The sequence below is a fragment of the Pseudomonas sp. FP198 genome (genome assembly GCF_030687895.1).
Taxonomy (GTDB): domain Bacteria; phylum Pseudomonadota; class Gammaproteobacteria; order Pseudomonadales; family Pseudomonadaceae; genus Aquipseudomonas.
This window is the reverse complement of the sequence record NZ_CP117452.1, coordinates 4,862,528-4,881,167: the sequence shown is the minus strand read 5'-3', so window position 1 is coordinate 4,881,167 and position 18,640 is coordinate 4,862,528. Positions and strand designations below refer to the sequence as shown.

At 63.2% G+C, this 18,640-nt stretch carries 15 protein-coding genes and 1 pseudogene; 13 read left to right on the top strand and 3 right to left on the bottom strand.

What is annotated here, in order from left to right:
• Window positions 1-7 precede the first annotated feature (7 nt).
• Together gatA and gatC are read right to left on the bottom strand one after the other, a co-directional pair.
• Window positions 8-1,459 carry an Asp-tRNA(Asn)/Glu-tRNA(Gln) amidotransferase subunit GatA gene (gene gatA, locus PSH78_RS22260; RefSeq protein WP_305496819.1) on the bottom strand — a complete coding sequence of 484 codons (1,452 nt, stop codon included), beginning with the start codon at window positions 1,457-1,459 and terminating at the stop codon, window positions 8-10.
• A 16-nt stretch (window positions 1,460-1,475) separates the two neighbouring features.
• Entirely contained in the window at window positions 1,476-1,763 is a 288-nt protein-coding gene (gatC, locus tag PSH78_RS22255) for an Asp-tRNA(Asn)/Glu-tRNA(Gln) amidotransferase subunit GatC (protein WP_072388421.1), read from the bottom strand.
• 214 nt (window positions 1,764-1,977) lie between these two features.
• Here gatC and mreB point away from each other — a divergent pair, with 214 nt between their 5' ends.
• From mreB to tldD, 8 genes and pseudogenes are all read left to right on the top strand, one after another.
• Window positions 1,978-3,015 carry a rod shape-determining protein MreB gene (gene mreB / locus PSH78_RS22250; protein ID WP_002555108.1) on the top strand — a complete coding sequence of 346 codons (1,038 nt, stop codon included), beginning with the start codon at window positions 1,978-1,980 and terminating at the stop codon, window positions 3,013-3,015.
• Between the two features lie 169 nt (window positions 3,016-3,184).
• Window positions 3,185-4,285 carry a rod shape-determining protein MreC gene (gene mreC / locus PSH78_RS22245; RefSeq protein ID WP_305496817.1) on the top strand — a complete coding sequence of 367 codons (1,101 nt, stop codon included), beginning with the start codon at window positions 3,185-3,187 and terminating at the stop codon, window positions 4,283-4,285.
• On the top strand, window positions 4,282-4,770 hold the full coding sequence (mreD, locus tag PSH78_RS22240) for a rod shape-determining protein MreD (RefSeq protein ID WP_305496816.1): 489 nt from the start codon (window positions 4,282-4,284) through the stop codon (window positions 4,768-4,770). The genes mreC and mreD overlap by 4 nt, the downstream gene beginning before the upstream one ends.
• A gap of 181 nt (window positions 4,771-4,951) precedes the next feature.
• Window positions 4,952-5,548: a nucleoside triphosphate pyrophosphatase gene (locus PSH78_RS22235; protein ID WP_305496814.1), complete on the top strand. Its 597-nt coding sequence runs from the start codon at window positions 4,952-4,954 to the stop codon at window positions 5,546-5,548.
• Window positions 5,549-5,604: 56 nt separating this feature from the next.
• Window positions 5,605-7,062, top strand: a complete 1,458-nt coding sequence (rng, locus tag PSH78_RS22230) for a ribonuclease G (protein ID WP_305496813.1) — start codon at window positions 5,605-5,607, stop codon at window positions 7,060-7,062.
• A gap of 61 nt (window positions 7,063-7,123) precedes the next feature.
• Window positions 7,124-10,927 carry a YhdP family protein gene (locus PSH78_RS22225; RefSeq protein WP_305496811.1) on the top strand — a complete coding sequence of 1,268 codons (3,804 nt, stop codon included), beginning with the start codon at window positions 7,124-7,126 and terminating at the stop codon, window positions 10,925-10,927.
• 136 nt (window positions 10,928-11,063) lie between these two features.
• Window positions 11,064-11,927 (top strand): carbon-nitrogen hydrolase family protein, encoded by an 864-nt coding sequence (locus PSH78_RS22220; protein ID WP_305496809.1) that lies wholly within the window; start codon window positions 11,064-11,066, stop codon window positions 11,925-11,927.
• A gap of 5 nt (window positions 11,928-11,932) precedes the next feature.
• Window positions 11,933-13,377, top strand: a pseudogene (gene tldD / locus PSH78_RS22215) (metalloprotease TldD).
• A gap of 155 nt (window positions 13,378-13,532) precedes the next feature.
• On the opposite strand, the gene yjgA reads toward tldD, so the two are convergent.
• Window positions 13,533-14,057: a ribosome biogenesis factor YjgA gene (yjgA, locus tag PSH78_RS22210; protein ID WP_305496807.1), complete on the bottom strand. Its 525-nt coding sequence runs from the start codon at window positions 14,055-14,057 to the stop codon at window positions 13,533-13,535.
• Window positions 14,058-14,165: 108 nt separating this feature from the next.
• On the opposite strand from yjgA, the gene pmbA reads away from it, so the two are divergent.
• From pmbA to PSH78_RS22185, 5 genes are all read left to right on the top strand, one after another.
• A complete protein-coding gene (pmbA, locus tag PSH78_RS22205; protein WP_305496805.1) occupies window positions 14,166-15,512 on the top strand; it encodes a metalloprotease PmbA in 1,347 nt (448 codons plus the stop codon).
• A 259-nt stretch (window positions 15,513-15,771) separates the two neighbouring features.
• Window positions 15,772-16,167 (top strand): FagA protein, encoded by a 396-nt coding sequence (locus PSH78_RS22200; protein WP_305496804.1) that lies wholly within the window; start codon window positions 15,772-15,774, stop codon window positions 16,165-16,167.
• A complete protein-coding gene (locus PSH78_RS22195) occupies window positions 16,160-17,536 on the top strand; it encodes an aspartate ammonia-lyase (RefSeq protein ID WP_305496802.1) in 1,377 nt (458 codons plus the stop codon). The genes PSH78_RS22200 and PSH78_RS22195 overlap by 8 nt, the downstream gene beginning before the upstream one ends.
• A 27-nt stretch (window positions 17,537-17,563) precedes the next feature.
• Window positions 17,564-18,004 (top strand): hypothetical protein, encoded by a 441-nt coding sequence (locus PSH78_RS22190; RefSeq protein WP_305496800.1) that lies wholly within the window; start codon window positions 17,564-17,566, stop codon window positions 18,002-18,004.
• Window position 18,005: 1 nt separating this feature from the next.
• Window positions 18,006-18,617 (top strand): superoxide dismutase, encoded by a 612-nt coding sequence (locus PSH78_RS22185; RefSeq protein WP_305496798.1) that lies wholly within the window; start codon window positions 18,006-18,008, stop codon window positions 18,615-18,617.
• Window positions 18,618-18,640: the final 23 nt, after the last annotated feature.

Below are 18,640 nucleotides of genomic sequence, written 5' to 3'. Positions count from 1 at the left end.
TTTCTCCTCAGAAGCCGGTTGGGGTGCGGGTGTGCCAGTCAGTATTCAATTGATACTGGTGGGCAACATTCAACAGGCGGCCTTCCTGGAAATACGGCGCGAGCAGCTGCACGCCCACCGGCAGGCCATCGACGAAGCCGGCCGGCATGGACAGGCCCGGCAAGCCGGCGAGGTTGGCGGTGATGGTGTAGACGTCTTCCAGGTACTCGGCGACCGGGTCGCTGTTCTTGGCGCCGAGCTTCCAGGCCGGGTTCGGCGTGGTCGGGCCGAGGATGATGTCGACCTCGTTGAAGGCGGCCATGAAGTCGTTTTTCACCAGGCGGCGGATTTTTTGCGCCTTGAGGTAGTAGGCGTCGTAGTAGCCGGCGGACAACGCGTAGGCGCCGACCATGATCCGGCGCTGCACTTCGGCGCCGAAGCCTTCGCCACGGGAACGCTTGTACAGGTCGACCAGGTTCTGCGGGTTTTCGCAGCGATAGCCGAAGCGCACGCCGTCGAAGCGCGACAGGTTCGAGGAGGCTTCCGCCGGAGCGATCACGTAATACGCGGGAATCGCGTGCTGCATATTCGGCAGGCTGATTTCCTTGATGATCGCGCCGAGCTTCTCCAGCTCCTTGACGCTGTTGTGAACCAGTTCGGCGATGCGTGGGTCGAGGCCGGCGCTGAAGTATTCCTTCGGCACGCCAATGCGCAGGCCCTGCAGCGAGCCGTTGAGGCTGGCGCTGTAGTCCGGCACCGGTTCATCGATGCTGGTGGAATCGTTCGGGTCGAAGCCGGCCATGCCTTGCAGCAGGATTGCGCAGTCTTCGGCGGTGCGTGCCAGCGGGCCACCCTGGTCGAGGCTGGAGGCGTAGGCGATCATGCCCCAGCGCGAGACGCGGCCGTAGGTGGGCTTGAGGCCGGTCAGGTTGGTGAACGCCGCCGGCTGGCGAATCGAGCCGCCGGTGTCGGTGGCGGTGGCCGCCGGCAACAGGCGCGCGGCCACGGCGGCAGCGGAACCACCGGACGAACCGCCCGGTACGTGTTCCAGGTTCCAGGGGTTTTTCACCGCGCCGTAGTAGCTGGATTCGTTGGCCGAACCCATGGCGAATTCGTCCATGTTGGTCTTGCCCAGCGTCACGGCGCCGGCGGCGGCCAGCTTGGCGACTACGGTGGCGTCGTACGGGGCCTTGAAGTTGTCGAGCATCTTCGAGCCGCAGCTGGTACGGATGCCCTGGGTGCAGAACAGGTCCTTGTGGGCGATCGGCGCGCCGAGCAGGGCGCCGCTCTCACCGTTGGCGCGACGGGCGTCGGCGGCCTTGGCCTGGCTCAGGGCCAGTTCTTCGGTGAGGCTGATGAAGCTGTTGAGCTGCGGGTCGAGCTGGGCAATGCGCGCCAGCAGGGCCTTGGTCAGCTCTTCGGAGGAAAATTTCTTGTCGGCGAGTCCGCGGGCGATCTCGGCCAGGGTCATGTGATGCATGAGAGGCTCTTTCCCTTTAGTCGATGACTTTCGGAACCAGGTACAGGCCGTTTTCGACCGCGGGTGCGATGGACTGGTAGGCCTCGCGGTTATCGGACTCGGTGACGACGTCGGCGCGCAGGCGCTGGCTGGCTTCCAGTGGGTGGGCCAGCGGCTCGATACCGTCGGTGTCGACCGCCTGCATCTCGTCGACCAGCCCTAGAATGCTGTTCAGGGCAGAAGTAATGTGTGGAAGATCGGCTTCATTGAGGCCCAGACAGGCCAGATGAGCGATTTTTTCCACGTCGGAGCGTTCAAGCGCCATGGGATTCTCCAGTGGAAAACAAAACGGACGCAGTCTGTCCGTGTGTTAGATTGTCGGAACACTACCGCATTTCTACGGCCCTACGGCCGCGATCTCGGTGTTTGGTGCACAGAAAAGCGGCCAATTTAACATATTGGCGCCTTGCCCAAAATCCCTGTCGTTGTTAGAGTTTGCCGCACTTTTTTACCCACGCGTTGCCTAGGGTCCCTTTCCCATGTTCAAGAAACTGCGTGGCATGTTTTCCAGCGATCTTTCCATCGACCTGGGCACTGCCAACACCCTTATTTACGTGCGCGAGCGCGGTATCGTCCTGAATGAACCCTCGGTCGTGGCCATCCGCACCCACGGTAACCAGAAAAGTGTCGTGGCTGTCGGTACGGAAGCCAAGCGCATGCTGGGCCGCACACCGGGCAACATTGCAGCCATTCGCCCGATGAAAGATGGCGTGATCGCCGACTTCAGCGTCTGCGAAAAGATGCTGCAGTATTTCATCAACAAGGTTCACGAAAACAGTTTCCTGCAGCCCAGCCCTCGCGTGCTGATCTGCGTGCCCTGCAAATCCACCCAGGTGGAGCGTCGCGCCATCCGCGAATCGGCCCTCGGTGCCGGTGCCCGTGAGGTGTTCCTGATCGAAGAGCCGATGGCCGCTGCCATCGGTGCCGGCCTGCCGGTGGAAGAGGCCCGCGGTTCGATGGTCGTCGACATCGGTGGCGGTACCACTGAAATCGCCTTGATCTCCCTGAATGGCGTGGTCTATGCCGAGTCCGTGCGTGTCGGCGGCGACCGTTTCGACGAAGCGATCATCACCTATGTGCGCCGCAACTACGGCAGCCTGATCGGCGAATCCACCGCCGAGCGCATCAAGCAGGAAATCGGCACTGCCTACCCGGGCGGCGAAGTGCGTGAAGTCGACGTGCGCGGCCGTAACCTGGCCGAAGGCGTTCCTCGTGCCTTCACCCTCAACTCCAACGAAGTGCTCGAGGCGCTGCAAGAGTCGCTGGCGACCATCGTGCAGGCGGTCAAGAGCGCCCTGGAGCAGTCGCCGCCGGAACTGGCGTCGGACATCGCCGAGCGCGGCCTGGTGCTGACCGGTGGTGGTGCGCTGCTGCGTGACCTCGACAAGTTGCTGGCCCAGGAAACCGGCTTGCCGGTGATCGTCGCCGAAGACCCGCTGACTTGTGTTGCCCGCGGCGGTGGCCGTGCGCTGGAAATGATGGACAAGCACACCATGGACCTGCTCTCCAGCGAATAAGCTGGCGGGATCGTCTATGTTGTTCGCTTCCGGGCAGCACTTTGCAGTGCTGCCCGTTGGCGTTTATCTTCTGTCATTCGTATCCAGGCCGGTTGATGCCGTATGAATAAAGACAACATTTGCCTGGGAGGAGCGGCCTATTAAACCGCTTTTTGCCAAAGGCCCCTCATTGGGTGTACGCCTGCTGGTGTTGGCCGTGCTATCGGTCGCGCTGATGGTGGTCGATGCCCGCTTCACGCTGCTCAAGCCGGTGCGCAGCCAGATGTCGCTGGTGTTGATGGAATCCTACTGGATCACCGACCTGCCGCAGCGGCTGTGGCAGGGTGTGGCCAGCCAGTTCGGCAGTCGCACCGAACTGGTCGCCGAAAACGAAAAACTCAAGACCGAAAACCTGCTGTTGCAGGGGCGCATGCAGAAGCTCGCGGCCCTCACCGAGCAGAACGTGCGGCTGCGCGAGTTGCTCAACTCCTCGGCGCTGGTCAATGAGAAGGTCGAGGTCGCCGAATTGATCGGCATGGACCCCAACCCCTTCACTCACCGAATCATCATCAACAAGGGTGAGCGCGACGGCGTGGTCCTCGGCCAGCCGGTGCTCGATGCCCGTGGCCTGATGGGGCAGGTGGTCGAGCTGATGCCCTACACCTCCCGCGTGCTGCTGTTGACCGACACTACCCACAGCATCCCGGTACAGGTCAATCGCAACGGCTTGCGGGCGATTGCCAGCGGCACCGGCAACCCCGAGCGCCTTGAGCTGCGACATGTGGCCGACACCGCCGACATCAAGGAAGGCGACCTGCTGGTCAGCTCGGGTCTTGGCCAGCGATTCCCGGCGGGGTATCCGGTGGCGACGGTCAAGGAAGTCATCCACGATTCCGGCCAGCCATTCGCCATCGTCCGGGCGGTGCCCACGGCCGCGCTGAACCGCAGCCGTTACCTGCTGCTGGTGTTCAGCGACAACCGCACGCCTGAAGAGCGCGCCAATGACGCCGCCGTGGCCCAGGAAGTCCAGGATCGGCAGGGTGGCGAGTCGACGGCTCCTGCTGCACCTGCACCTGCGCCTGCGCCCGCGCCCGCGTCGGTCCCGGCCACGGTGCCAAAACCCCAAGTGGCGGCGCCCGTCACGGCAACCACCCCGCCGGCCGCACCCGCTGCGACGCCTGCCCGGCCGGCCGCCCATGCGACGACATCCCAACCTGCACGGCCCGCGGCCAAGCCACCGGCCTCGACACCCGCCGCTACGCCGGCGACCAGGGGAGCACGAGAAGAATGAGCAGTACTCGATCCGGTAACGGCTGGATGGTCTGGCTGACCTTCGCCATCGGCCTGTTGCTCAGTGTGTCGCCGCTGCCGCAGTTCATGGAAATCCTGCGTCCGTTGTGGCTGGCCTTGCTGCTGGCCTTCTGGGCGCTGGCCTTGCCGCACAAGGTCGGCATGGTGACCGCCTGGTGCCTGGGCCTGACCGAAGACGTGCTTTATGGCACGTTGCTGGGGCAGAACGCGCTTATCCTGACCTTGATCACGTTCCTGGTGCTCTCGCTGCAACAGCGCCTGCGGATGTTTCCCATGTGGCAGCAGAGCCTGGTGATCCTGGTGATCTTTGGCCTGGCGCAACTGGTGCAATTGTGGCTCAGCGCACTGACCGGCAATCGCCAGCCGACGCTGGCGCTGGTGTTGCCGGCCCTGGTCAGTGCGTTGCTCTGGCCTTGGGTCAGCTTCGGTTTGCGTGGCTTGCGCCTGCGTTTCAAGATTAACTGATGCGCGCGGGATCACTACACTTTTTTGATGACTTACATCCCTGTGGCGAGGGAGCTTGCTCCCGCTGGGCTGCGTAGCGGCCCCATTTTTACGGTCGCTGCGCAACCGAGCGGGAGCAAGCTCCCTCGCCACAAAAGCTGTTTGCGTCTGGATGGCCGTGCTTTGAGAGGGAGATGTCTTGATGAAACCGCTTTACCTTGCCTCGGGCTCGCCGCGTCGGCGTGAACTGCTCACGCAGATCGGCGTTCCCTTTACCGCGATCGGCGCGGACATCGACGAAACTCCCCTCGACCACGAAACCCCATCGGCCTATGTCGAGCGCCTGGCGCGGGGCAAGGCCGAGGCCGGGCTGCGCGCCTTGCACTCCGACGCCGAGGGCTGCGTGCTGGGAGCCGATACCGCGGTGGTGCTGGACGGCCGGATTCTCGGCAAGCCTCGGGACCAGGCCGATGCCAAGTCGATGCTGCTGAGCCTGTCCGGTCGCGACCATGAGGTATTGACCGCGATTGCCGTGCTCGATGGCCAGCGTTGCGAATCCCGGGTGGTTCGCAGTCGGGTGCGCTTTCGCCCGGTCACGGAGCAGGAAGCGATTGCCTATTGGGCCAGCGGCGAACCCCGGGACAAGGCGGGCGGCTATGGTATCCAAGGGCTGGGCGCGGTGTTCATCGCCGACCTCGAAGGCAGTTATTCGGCCGTGGTCGGCCTGCCGCTGTGCGAAACCTTCGAGCTGCTCGGCCATTTCGGCATACCCTGTTGGCAAACCTTGAGCGCGCGCTGAGCGCCGTCTGACCAGATGCGGCCATAATCGTGAATATGCCTGAACGAGACCCTGCCATGAGTGAAGAGATCCTGATCAACATCACGCCGATGGAATCGCGCGTGGCGGTGGTTGAAAACGGCGTCCTGCAAGAGGTCCATGTCGAACGTACGCAAAAACGCGGGATCGTCGGCAATATCTACAAGGGCAAGGTGGTACGGGTGCTGCCGGGCATGCAGGCGGCCTTCGTCGATATCGGCCTGGACCGCGCGGCGTTCATCCACGCCTCGGAAATCTCGATGCGCGAAGGGCCGGCGGTAGAGAGCATCAGCGCCTTGGTCCATGAAGGCCAGAGCCTGGTGGTGCAGGTCACCAAGGACCCGATCGGCTCGAAGGGCGCGCGCCTGACCACCCAGTTGTCGATTCCGTCGCGCTACCTGGTGTACATGCCGCGCACCGCTCACGTTGGCATTTCCCTGAAAATCGAGGACGAAGCCGAACGCGAGCGTCTGAAGAAGGTTGTCAGCGACTGCGTGGAGAAAGAAGGCATCAAGGAGGCCGGCGGTTTCATCCTGCGCACGGCCGCCGAGGGCGCCGGGGCCGATGAAATCCTCATGGATATCCGCTACCTGCGCAGGCTCTGGGACCAGATCGCCGAGCAGATCAAGACCATCGCCACGCCGAGTGTGATCTACGAGGACCTGGGCCTGGCGCTGCGGACCCTGCGGGACCTGGTCAGCCCGAAGATCGAGAAAATCCGTATCGATTCCCGGGAGACCTTCCAGAAAACCACCCAATTCGTCGCCGAGCTGATGCCGGAAATCGCCGACCGCCTGGAGCACTACCCTGGCGAGCGGCCAATCTTCGATCTGTACGGCGTCGAAGATGAAATCCAGCGTGCCCTTGAACGCAAGGTGCCGCTCAAATCCGGCGGTTACCTGGTGGTCGATCCGGCCGAGGCGATGAGCACCATCGACGTCAATACCGGCGCATTCGTTGGCCATCGCAACCTTGAGGAAACCATCTTCAAGACCAATCTCGAGGCGGCCACGGCCATCGCCCGGCAACTGCGCCTGCGTAACCTGGGCGGGATCATCATCATCGACTTCATCGACATGGAAGACGAAGAGCACCAGCGCCAGGTGCTGCGGACCCTGGAAAAACAGCTCGAACGCGATCACGCCAAGACCAACATCATTGGCATTACCGAACTGGGCCTGGTGCAGATGACCCGCAAGCGCACCCGCGAGAGCCTTGAGCAGGTGCTGTGCGAGCCGTGCAGCAGTTGCCAGGGCCGGGGCAAGCTGAAGACTCCGGAAACCGTGTGTTACGAAATCTTCCGGGAAATCCTCCGGGAGGCGCGCGCCTACCAGGCCACCGGCTATAGAGTGTTGGCGAACCAGAAGGTGGTGGATCGCCTGCTGGATGAGGAGTCCGGCAACGTCGCGGAATTGGAGGCCTTTATCGGGCGCACGATTCGCTTCCAGGTGGAAACCATGTATTCCCAGGAACAGTACGACGTGGTGTTGCTCTGAAGCGGCGCGCGCAGCGCCAGGGCCGCGAATATGAATGCCTTTGCCAGGGGAGCCCGCTGACATGGAGCGTCTGACACGCCTTATGGCGACGCTGACTCGCTGGGGGCTGGGCCTGTGTGCGCTGCTGCTGATACTGCTGGCCTTGTATGTCAGCCTCGGCCGGGAGTTGATCCCGTTGGTGGCCGAGTATCGCGGTGAAGTCGAGAGCCGGGCCGGCGAAGCGTTGGGCATTCCCGTGCACGTTGGTAGCCTCGAAGGCAGCTGGAGCGCCCTGGCGCCCGTCCTGGCGGCGCGCGACGTGGTAGTCGGCGAAGGGCCCAACGCCTTGCATCTGGACCAGGTACGTGCCGTGCCTGCGGTGTGGGACAGCCTGCTGGCGCGCCAGGTGCGCATCGCTCATCTGGAAGTCAGTGGCCTGAAGGTCAGCCTGAAAGAGGGCGCTGACGGCAAATGGTCGCTGGAAGGCCTGCCGGTGAAGGACGATCAGCCGCTCGATCCGCAGCAATTGCTTGAACGCATGCAGATGATTTCGAAACTGTCGGTGCTCGACAGTCAGGTCACCTTGCAACCGCTGGACCATCCGCCCCTGAGCCTGACCTATGTTGGTCTGAGCTTGCGCACCGGTCCGGCTCGCCAGCGCCTGGACGCACGTCTTACCCTGCCTGACGGCCAGCCCGTGGCGCTCAACCTGCGCACCCGCATCCGCGCCAGCGATTGGCGAAATGGCGAGGCCGACGCCTACCTGAGCCTGCCGCAAAGCGACTGGTCGAAATGGCTGCCGAAACGCCTGACCCGGCAGTGGAATTTTGCCGAGATCAAGGCCGGTGGGGAATTCTGGCTCAGTTGGGGCGAGGGCACGGTGCAAAGCGCCGCCGTGCGGTTGAACGCGCCACAGATCCAGGGCGCCTATGCCGATCGCCAGCCCGTGCAGATCCACAACCTGGCCCTCAACGGATATTTCCAGCGCAGCAGCCAGGGGTTCACCGCGACCTTCGACTCGCTGGCGATGAACCTGGGTGAGACGCGCTGGGAAACACGCCTGCAGTTGCAACAGAACAGCGCCACCGAGAAGGTCGAGGAGCGTTGGCACGTGCAGGCCGACCGCCTCGACCTGACGCCGCTCACGCCGTTGCTCAATGCCCTGGCGCCATTGCCCGAAGGTGTCGCTACGGCGATCGACCGGCTCAAGGTGACCGGTGGCCTGCGCAACGTGTTGCTGGATTACCGGCCACAGAACACCGGCGATCAGAAAATCAGCTTCGCCACCAACCTGGACACGGTCGGGTTCGACGCCTATCGCGGCGCCCCGGCGGCGCGCAACGTCTCCGGCAGCCTCAGCGGTGACCTCGGCGGCGGTGAGCTGCGCATGGACAGCAAGGATTTTTCCCTGCACCTGGACCCGATTTTCGCCAAGCCCTGGCAATACTTGCAGGCCAATGCCCGGCTGACCTGGAAGCTCGACAAGCAGGGATTCACCCTGATCGCACCGTACTTGAAGGTGCTGGGGGAGGAAGGGCGCATCGCTGGCGATTTCCTGATCCGCCTGCATTTCGACCACAGCCAGGAAGACTACATGGACCTGCGGGTCGGCCTGGTGGACGGTGACGGGCGCTACACCGCCAAGTACCTGCCGGCCGTCCTCAGTCCGGCGCTGGATGAATGGTTGCGCACCGCCATCGTCAAGGGCGCTGTGGACGAGGGTTTTTTCCAGTACCAGGGCTCGCTGAACAAAGGTGCCGAGGACGCGTCTCGCAGTATCAGCCTGTTTTTCAAGGTGCATGACGCCGAGCTGGCGTTCCAGCCGGGCTGGCCTTCGGTCAGCAAGGTCAGCGGCGACGTGTTTGTCGAGGACAGCGGCGTGCGTATCTATGCCAGCCAGGGGCAACTGCTGGACACCCAGGTCAAGGATGTTGCGGTAACCATTCCCCATGCGCCGGCCGGGCAGAATGTTCATCTGCTGTTGGACGGCAGCTTCGCCGGGGTACTGGGCGACGGGCTGAAAATCCTCCAGACCGCACCCATCGGCACGGCCGAGACCTTCGCCGGTTGGGAGGGCGAGGGCGATCTGCAAGGCAAGGTGAACCTGGACATCCCACTGGCCAAAGGTGAACAGCCGAAGATCCTAGTGGATTTCAGTACCGACAAGGCCCGGCTCAAGCTCAGCGAGCCGGCGCTGGAGCTTACCCAGCTCAAGGGCGACTTCCGTTTTGACAGCGCCAAGGGGCTCAGTGGCAAGAACATCGCGGCCCGGGCATTCGACCGGCCGGTAAGCGCGCAGATTTTTGCCGAGGGCCGTACCGGTGCGCTCAACACACGGGTGGTGGCGTCCGGGCGGGTCGAGGTCAAGAAGCTTACGGACTGGCTGAACGTGACCCAGCCGTTGCCCGTCTCTGGCGTGGTTCCCTATCAGTTGCAAGTGACGCTCGACGGTGCCGACAGCCAATTGTCGGTCAGCTCCGATCTCAAGGGCGTGGCGGTGGATCTGCCGGCGCCCTTTGGCATGGCTGCGGATGTCGGGCGCGACACGGTGTTCCGCATGACGTTGCAAGGGGCGGAGCGGCGCTACTGGGTCGATTATGGCGACCTGGCCAGTTTCACTTACGCCGCGCCGAGCGGAAAAGTCGCTGACGGGCGTGGCGAATTGCTGCTTGGCGCCGGCGAGGCGGTTCTGCCTGGCGCCAAGGGGCTGCGGCTGCGAGGCACATTGTCGGAGCTGGACGTGAGCCCCTGGCAGGATCTGTTGGGCAAATATGCCGGTCATGACCCGGGCGGCAGTGCCCGGCAGGTGCTCAGCAGCGCCGACCTCAAGGTTGGCAAGCTCACCGCCATGGGCACGACACTTGACCAGGCCTCGGTACAGTTGGACCGTAAGGCTGATGCCTGGGCCCTGCGGCTCGATAGCCAGCAGGCCAAGGGCAGCGTCAACCTGCCGGATGCGAAGGCCGCGCCAATCGGGATCCGCCTCGACTATGTGCGCCTGCCGGCCGCGGATCCGACGGTCCAGGCCGACGAAAACGCGCCGGACCCGCTGGCCTCGGTCGACCCGAGCAAAATCCCGGCGATGGATATCGCCATCGACCAGTTGTTCCAGGGGCCGGATCTCATTGGTGCCTGGTCGCTGAAAGTCCGGCCGACGGGCAAGGGCATCGCGCTGAATGACCTGGACATGGGCCTCAAGGGCATGGTCCTGCATGGCAATGGCGCCTGGGAGGGCCTGCCCGGTTCCACCAGCAGTTGGTACAAGGGCCGGATCAAGGGCAAGAACCTCGCCGATGTGCTCAAGGGATGGGGATTTGCGCCTAGCGTGACGAGCCAGGAATTCCATCTGGACGTCGACGGGCGCTGGCCCGGTTCGCCTGCGTGGGTCGCCACCAAGCGTTTCTCCGGCAGCCTCGATGCGTCACTCAACAAGGGTCAGTTCGTCGAAGTCGAAGGCAGCGCCCAGGCCTTGCGGGTTTTCGGCCTGTTGAACTTCAACTCCATCGGCCGGCGCTTGCGCCTGGATTTCTCCGATCTGTTCGGCAAGGGGCTGAGCTACGATCGGGTCAAGGGTCTGCTGGTGGCGAGCAGCGGTGTGTACGTGACTCGCGAGCCGATCACCCTGACCGGACCTTCGAGCAACCTGGAACTCAACGGAACGCTGGACATGGTGGCCGACCGGGTCGATGCCAAACTGCTGGTAACTTTGCCCGTCACCAATAACCTGCCGATCGCCGCGCTGATCGTCGGCGCACCGGCGGTGGGTGGGGCGCTGTTTCTGATCGACAAGCTGATCGGCGACCGCGTCGCGCGTTTTGCCAGCGTAAGATACGACGTCAAGGGGCCGTGGAAAGAGCCGAAGATCACTTTCGACAAGCCGTTTTGACAGGTAGTGACAATCCCCTTTGTGGGAGCGAGCCTGCTCGCGAAGGCATAGGATCAGTGCCAGTGATGTGAACTGACCCAGCGCTTTCGCGAGCAGGCTCGCTCCCACAAGGTAGATTCGACAGTAAGGAGAAGCCATGCCAGTCGCCGTGATTCAAATGGTCAGCCAGAGCGATGTGTCCGCCAACCTGGCCCGTGCCCGGGTGTTGCTGGAGCAGGCCGCGGCGGGTGGCGCACGGCTGGCGGTGCTGCCGGAGAACTTCGCGGCCATGGGCCGGCGGGACGTTGCCGATATCGCCCGGGCCGAAGCCTTTGGTCAGGGTCCGATCCTGCCGTGGTTGAAACAGGTCGCGCGCGACCTCAGGTTATGGATTGTGGCCGGCACGTTGCCGTTGCCTCCGGTGGGCCAACCCGAGGCCAAGGCCCATGCATGTTCGTTGCTGGTGGATGACCAGGGCGAGATCGTCGCGCGTTATGACAAGCTGCACCTGTTCGACGTGGACGTGGCGGACAATCGCGGTCGTTACCGCGAGTCCGATGACTATGCTTATGGCGGCAACGTGGTGGTTGCCGACACACCGGTGGGCCGGGTTGGCCTGACGGTCTGCTACGACTTGCGCTTCCCTGAGCTCTACAGCGAGCTGCGGGCGGCCGGGGCCGAGCTGATTACCGCGCCTTCGGCGTTTACCGCGGTGACTGGCGCTGCGCATTGGGACGTGCTGATTCGCGCCCGGGCCATCGAGACCCAGTGCTACGTGCTGGCGGCCGCCCAGGGTGGGTTGCATCCGGGGCCCCGGGAAACCTTTGGCCATGCCGCGATAGTCGATCCGTGGGGGCGTGTGCTGGCGCAACAGGATCAAGGCGAGGCCGTGCTGCTGGCCGAGCGCGACGACAGTGAACAGGCGTCCATCCGGGCGCGCATGCCGGTGGCGAGCCATCGGCGCTTTTTCTCGCAGGGCGCCCGACAGCGACCTGTCCAAGACGACGAATTCAAGGCGTAAAACATATGAGCGGGTTGTTGTCCTTCAGTCAGTGAACACCTTTTAGCCCCCGGTGGCGTGACCCTCGAAAGCCTGCAAGGCGTGCTGGGCGACCTGGCCGGTCCGGGCATCGATGCGGCCGACCTGTATTTCCAGGGACAGATTTCCGAGTCCTGGTCGCTGGAGGACGGCATCGTCAAGGAAGGCAGTTTCAACCTCGACCAGGGTGTGGGCGTGCGTGCCCAATCCGGCGAAAAGACCGGGTTTGCCTACAGCAACGCCATCACCCCTTGAGGCCCTCGGCGCCGCGGCTCGTGCGGCTCGCTCGATTTCCCGGGCCGGGCAGAATGGCACGGTCCAGGCGTTCAGCAGCCAGGATGTGGCCCAGCTGTATGCGCCGGACAATCCGCTGGAAGTCATGAGCCGCGCTGAAAAGGTCGAACTGCTCAAGCGCATCGACGTCGCCACGCGTGCCCTCGACCCGCGTATCCAGCAGGTATCGGTGAGCATGGCCGGGGTCTGGGAGCGGATTCTGGTGGCCTCCACCGACGGTGGCCTGGCGGCGGATGTGCGACCGCTGGTGCGTTTCAACGTCAGCGTGATCGTCGAGCAGAACGGTCGCCGTGAGCGCGGCGGCCATGGGGGTGGCGGTCGTACCGATTATCGCTATTTCCTCAGTGAAGACCGCGCCATGGGTTATGCCCGCGAAGCGCTGCGCCAGGCGCTGGTGAACCTGGAGGCCATCCCGGCCCCGGCCGGTACGTTGCCGGTGGTGCTCGGCTCCGGCTGGTCCGGCGTGCTGCTGCACGAAGCCGTGGGCCATGGCCTGGAAGGTGACTTCAACCGCAAGGGCAGCTCGGCCTACAGCGGACGCATGGGCGAGATGGTCGCCTCGAAACTCTGCACCATCGTCGACGACGGCACGCTCGCCGGGCGTCGTGGCTCGCTGAGCGTCGACGACGAAGGCACCCCGACCGAGTGCACCACGCTGATCGAGAACGGCGTGCTCAAGGGCTACATGCAGGACAAGCTCAATGCCCGCCTCATGGGCGTGGCCCGCACCGGCAACGGTCGCCGCGAGTCTTACGCGCACCTGCCCATGCCGCGCATGACCAATACCTACATGCTCGGCGGCCAGAGTGATCCGGCGGAAATCATCGCGTCGGTGAAGAAGGGCATCTACTGCGCCAACCTCGGCGGCGGCCAGGTGGACATCACCAGTGGCAAGTTCGTGTTTTCCACCAGCGAGGCCTACCTGATCGAAGACGGCAAGATCACCGCACCGGTCAAGGGCGCGACGTTGATCGGTAACGGGCCGGAGGCGATGAGCAAAGTGTCGATGGTCGGTAACGACCTGGCGCTGGACAGCGGCGTGGGTACGTGTGGCAAGGACGGTCAGTCGGTGCCGGTAGGCGTCGGTCAGCCGACCCTGAAGATCGATGCGATTACCGTGGGTGGCACGGGCGCATAAAAATATTCAAGGATGTGCGCATGTCATCGTGGCGAGGGAGCTTGCTCCCGCCGGGCTACGCAGTAGCCCCAATGCGGTTGCTACGCAACCGAGCGGGAGCAAGCTCCCTCGCCACGATAACTGCCGCCTCTTGCAGAGGAGTCAAGCTGTTACGATCAGCGCAGGCCGCGTTGAGTCTCGTCCAGCTCTCGGATGTACTTGAAGATTTTACGGCTCGACGCTGGCGGCTTGTTCTGCGCCAGTTCGTGCTGGGCCTGACGGATCAACGAGCGCAGTTGCTGGCGATCGGCGTCCGGGTAGTCGATGACGAACTTTTCCAGAGTGCCGTCATCGCCTGCGATCAGGCGATCACGCCAGCGTTCCAGGTTGTGGAAACGCTCGTTGTACTGCCGGGTGGAGGCATCGAGCTGGTCGAGCAGAACCAGGATGGCGTCAGTGTCCTGGTCGCGCATCAGCTTGCCGATGAATTGCAGGTGCCGTTTACGCGCGATATTCGCGGTGTGCTTGGGCGCATCGGCCAGGGCCCGGCGCAAGGCGTCGGTCAAGGGCAGTTTGGCCAGCAAGTCAGGCTTGAGTGTTGTCAGGCGCTCGCCGAGGTCAACCAGAGCATGCAGCTCGCGTTTGACCTGGGATTTGCTTTTTTCACCCTCGTAGAGGGAGTCGTCGTAAGAATCAACCATGGTGGCAGTCCGCAAAGAAACGCCGCCATGATAACCAGTCGGGGGCCGCTTGTCCGGCCCGGTCGCTCGATGGCCATTACCGAAAGCAGAATTTGAGTGGAGAACACCATGAGTGCAGTTCAAAGCGTCGGCCCGCAAGCATTGCCGGCACTGCAGGAACAGGTCGAGCAGATCCTCGCCGAAGCCAGGCGACAGGGCGCCAGCGCGTGCGAAGTGGCGGTGTCGCTGGAGCAGGGGCTGTCGACGTCGGTGCGCCAACGCGAAGTGGAGACCGTCGAATTCAATCGCGACCAGGGCTTTGGCATCACCCTTTACGTGGGGCAGCGCAAGGGGTCGGCCAGCACCTCGGCCAGCGGCCCTGACGCCATTCGCGAAACAGTCGCCGCTGCACTGGCGATTGCCCAGCATACTTCCGAAGACGAAGCCTCCGGCCTGGCCGATGCCGCGCTGATGTGCAAGGAGCTCAAGGACTTCGATCTGTTCCACGCCTGGGACATCACGCCCGAGCAGGCCATCGAGCAGGCACTGCGCTGCGAAGCGGCGGCATTCGACGCCGACAGCCGGATCAAGAACGCCGACGGCACTACGCTCAATACCCACCAAGGCTGCCGCGTTTATGGCAACAGCCATGGTTTCATCGGCGGGTACGCATCGACCCGCCACAGCCTCAGCTGCGTGATGATCGCCGAGGCTGACGGGCAGATGCAGCGCGACTACTGGTACGACGTGAGTCGCCAGGGCACATTGCTGGCGGACCCGGTGAGCATCGGCCAGAAGGCTGCGCAACGGGCCGCCGGTCGCCTGGGCGCGCGGCCTGTGCCAACCTGTGAGGTGCCGGTGCTGTTCTCCGCCGAGTTGGCCGGTGGCTTGTTCGGCAGCTTCCTGTCGGCGGTGTCCGGCGGCAACCTGTACCGCAAATCATCGTTCCTCGAAGGGGCGCTGGGCCAGAAACTGTTTCCCGAATGGATGACCATCGACGAGCGTCCGCACCTGATGCAGGCCATGGGCAGTTCGGCTTTCGACGGGGATGGCCTGGCCACCTATGCCAAGCCGTTCGTGGAAAACGGCGAGCTGGTTTCGTACATCCTCGGCACCTATTCGGGTCGCAAGCTGGGCATGCCGAGCACCGCTAACGCCGGTGGCGTGCACAACCTGTTCGTCACCCATGGCGAGGAAGACCAGGCAGCGCTGCTGCGGCGCATGGGCCGTGGGTTGCTGGTCACCGAGTTGATGGGCCATGGTCTGAACATGGTGACGGGCGATTATTCCCGTGGCGCGGCGGGGTTCTGGGTCGAAAATGGCGAGATCCAGTTTCCGGTCCAGGAAGTCACCATTGCCGGCAACATGCGCGATATGTTCAAGCAGATCGTGGCGGTGGGCAATGACCTGGAGCTGCGCAGCAACATCCGCACCGGCTCGGTGCTGATCGAGCGAATGATGGTGGCGGGTAGCTGAAACTCATCGCATCAAAAAAGGCGCGTCATCCGTTGGGATGACGCGCCTTTTTTGTATCCACGGAAACCCGCGGCAAAAGAGCTTTTGTGGCGAGGGAGCTTGCTCCCGCTCGGTTGCGCAGCGACCGCAAAATCCTGGGGCCGCTGCGCGACCCAGCGGGAGCAAGCTCCCTCGCCACGACGGTGAGTGCTATCTTGCTGTTGTGTTGGTTCTTATTATCATCTAATAATGAATCTCATTCGCCGATTGAGCCCCGGTCATGAGTCTTGCCTTGCACGAACAACCCTACCTTGAAAACTGGCGCTGGATGAGCCGCCAGATCCGCTGCGCGATGAGCCCGGACGAGCCGCGGCTGATCGAACACTACCTGGCCGAGGGGCGCTACCTGGCCTGCTGCACCGCCACGTCGCCGTGGATGATTGGCGAAACTGCCTTCCGGCTGTTGCTCGACACCGCATCGGATGTCGCGCTGCCCTGGCACTGGCGCACCCTCTGCCTGGACCAAGCCTGGCGCCCTTTGCGTGAACTTGAGCGGCAAGCGCTTTGCCGCTGCCGCCTCAAGCGGTGGCAAAGCCATGCCTGGGCGCTGGCTACCTGCGCGCTGGAGCCATCGATTTCTATTATTGAACTGGAGCAAGGATTTCCCGATGAGTAATACCCGTATCGAACGCGACAGCATGGGTGAACTTCAGGTCCCCGTGGACGCACTCTATGGCGCGCAGACCCAGCGCGCGGTGGATAATTTTCCGGTCAGCGGCCAGCGCATGCCGGCGCAGTTCATTCGTGCCCTGATCCTGGCCAAGGCCGCAGCCGCACGAGCCAATGTCGAGTTGGAGCAAATCAGCGTCGCCCAGGGCAAAGCCATCGTCGATGCGGCCCAGGGCCTGCTCGAAGGCGACTTCATGGCGCATTTCCCGGTGGATATCTTCCAGACCGGCTCCGGCACCAGTTCCAACATGAACGCCAACGAAGTGATTGCCACGCTTGCCAGCCGCTTGCTGGGAGAGGTGGTCAACCCGAACGACCACGTCAATTGTGGTCAGAGCAGCAACGACATCATCCCCACCAGCATTCATGTCAGCGCCGCGCTGGCCCTGCACGAGCAACTGCTGCCGGCGCTGCTGCACCTGGTCCAGGTGATCGAACGCAAGGCCGAAGAAGTCCATCCCTTCATCAAGACTGGCCGCACCCACCTGATGGATGCCATGCCGGTGCGCTTGAGCCAGGTGCTCGACGGTTGGGCGCAGCAGCTCAAGGCCAACATCGGCCACTTGCAGGATCTGTTGCCGAGCCTGCAATCCCTGGCCCAGGGCGGTACGGCGGTTGGCACTGGCGTCAATGCCCATCCACGCTTCGCCGAATTGTTCAGCCAGCAGTTGACGCAACTGACCCAGGTGCAATTCACCCCCGGCAAGAACCTGTTCGCGCTGATCGGCTCCCAGGACACTGCCGTGGCGGTTTCCGGGCAGCTCAAGACCACTGCCGTGTCGCTGATGAAAATCGCCAACGACCTGCGCTGGATGAACTCAGGGCCGCTGGCCGGCTTGGGCGAGATCGAGCTCGAAGGCCTGCAGCCGGGCTCTTCGATCATGCCCGGCAAGGTCAATCCGGTCATTCCCGAAGCCACCGCCATGGTCGCGGCCCAGGTCATCGGCAACGACACGGTGATTACCATCGCCGGCCAGTCGGGCAATTTCGAACTCAACGTGATGCTGCCGATCATCGCCCAGAACCTGCTGAGCAGCATCGCCCTGATGTCCACCGCCAGCCGATTGCTGGCGGACAAGGCCATCGCCACGTTCAAGGTCAACGAAGCCAGGCTCAAGGAAGCGCTGTCGCGCAATCCTATCCTGGTCACGGCACTGAATCCGATCATTGGTTACCAGAAGGCCGCTGAAATAGCCAAGAAGGCTTATCAGCAAGGTCGCCCGGTGATCGATGTCGCCTTGGAACACACCGACCTGTCGCGCGCCGAACTGGAGATCCTGCTGGACCCGGAAAAGCTTACCGCCGGCGGTGTGTAACCCCGACACTTGTGTGGAGGACTCATCATGGAGCATTGGAAACGTACGATCGAACGGGCCAATCACCATTTCCTGCAGGGTGAGTGGGTGGATGCCCGCGAAGCCTACCTGCAGGCCCTGGCCCTGGCGCAGGTGCTGTTCGAGCGTTGGGCGGATGCCGACGAAGCCGTGGCCGCCTGTGTCGTGTCGCATCACAACCTGGCGGATCTGCACCTGCGCCTGAACCAGCCGGAGGAGAGCGCCGAGTACCTCTGCGCGATTCACCAACGGTTATTGCAGACCATGCAGGACGAACGCCTGGCGCCGGCCCTGCGTGCCGCCGCGATGCGCCAGAGCCACAGGACCTACGTCGAACTGCTGAATTTCATCAGCGAGCATGGCGAGTACCCGCGCACTCAGCGCCTGCTGCACAACGCTGCCGTTTCGCCCCGGCACAGCCACGTCCCTCATCATTACGGAGTCCACTGAGATGGCTTTCACCTTGCCTGCATTGCCTTACGCCTACGACGCCCTGGAGCCGCACATCGATGCGCAGACCATGGAGATTCACTACACCAAGCATCACCAGACTTATATCAACAACCTCAACGCGGCGGTGGATGGCACTGAATATGCCGATTGGCCCATAGAAAAACTGGTGGCCAGCGTGGAGCAATTACCGCAGGCGCTACGAGCCGCGGTGATCAACCAGGGCGGTGGTCATGCGAACCACTCGATGTTCTGGGAAGTGATGACGCCCCACGGTGGCGGCCAGCCGGACGGTGCGCTGGCAGCGGCGATAGACGCGCAGTTGGGCGGTCTCGATCAGTTCAAGGAAGCCTTCACGAAAGCGGCACTGACCCGCTTCGGCAGCGGCTGGGCCTGGTTGAGTGTGACCCCGCAAAAGACTCTGATGGTGGAAAGCAGCGGCAACCAGGACAGTCCGCTGATGAGCGGCAACACGCCGATCCTGGGCCTGGACGTCTGGGAGCATGCCTATTACCTGCTCTATCAAAACCGCCGTCCGGAATACATCAACGCGTTTTATAACGTGATCAATTGGCCGGAAGTCGCCCGGCGCTATCAGGCTGCGCTTGCTTGAGTTCCTTATAAAACAACCCAAGG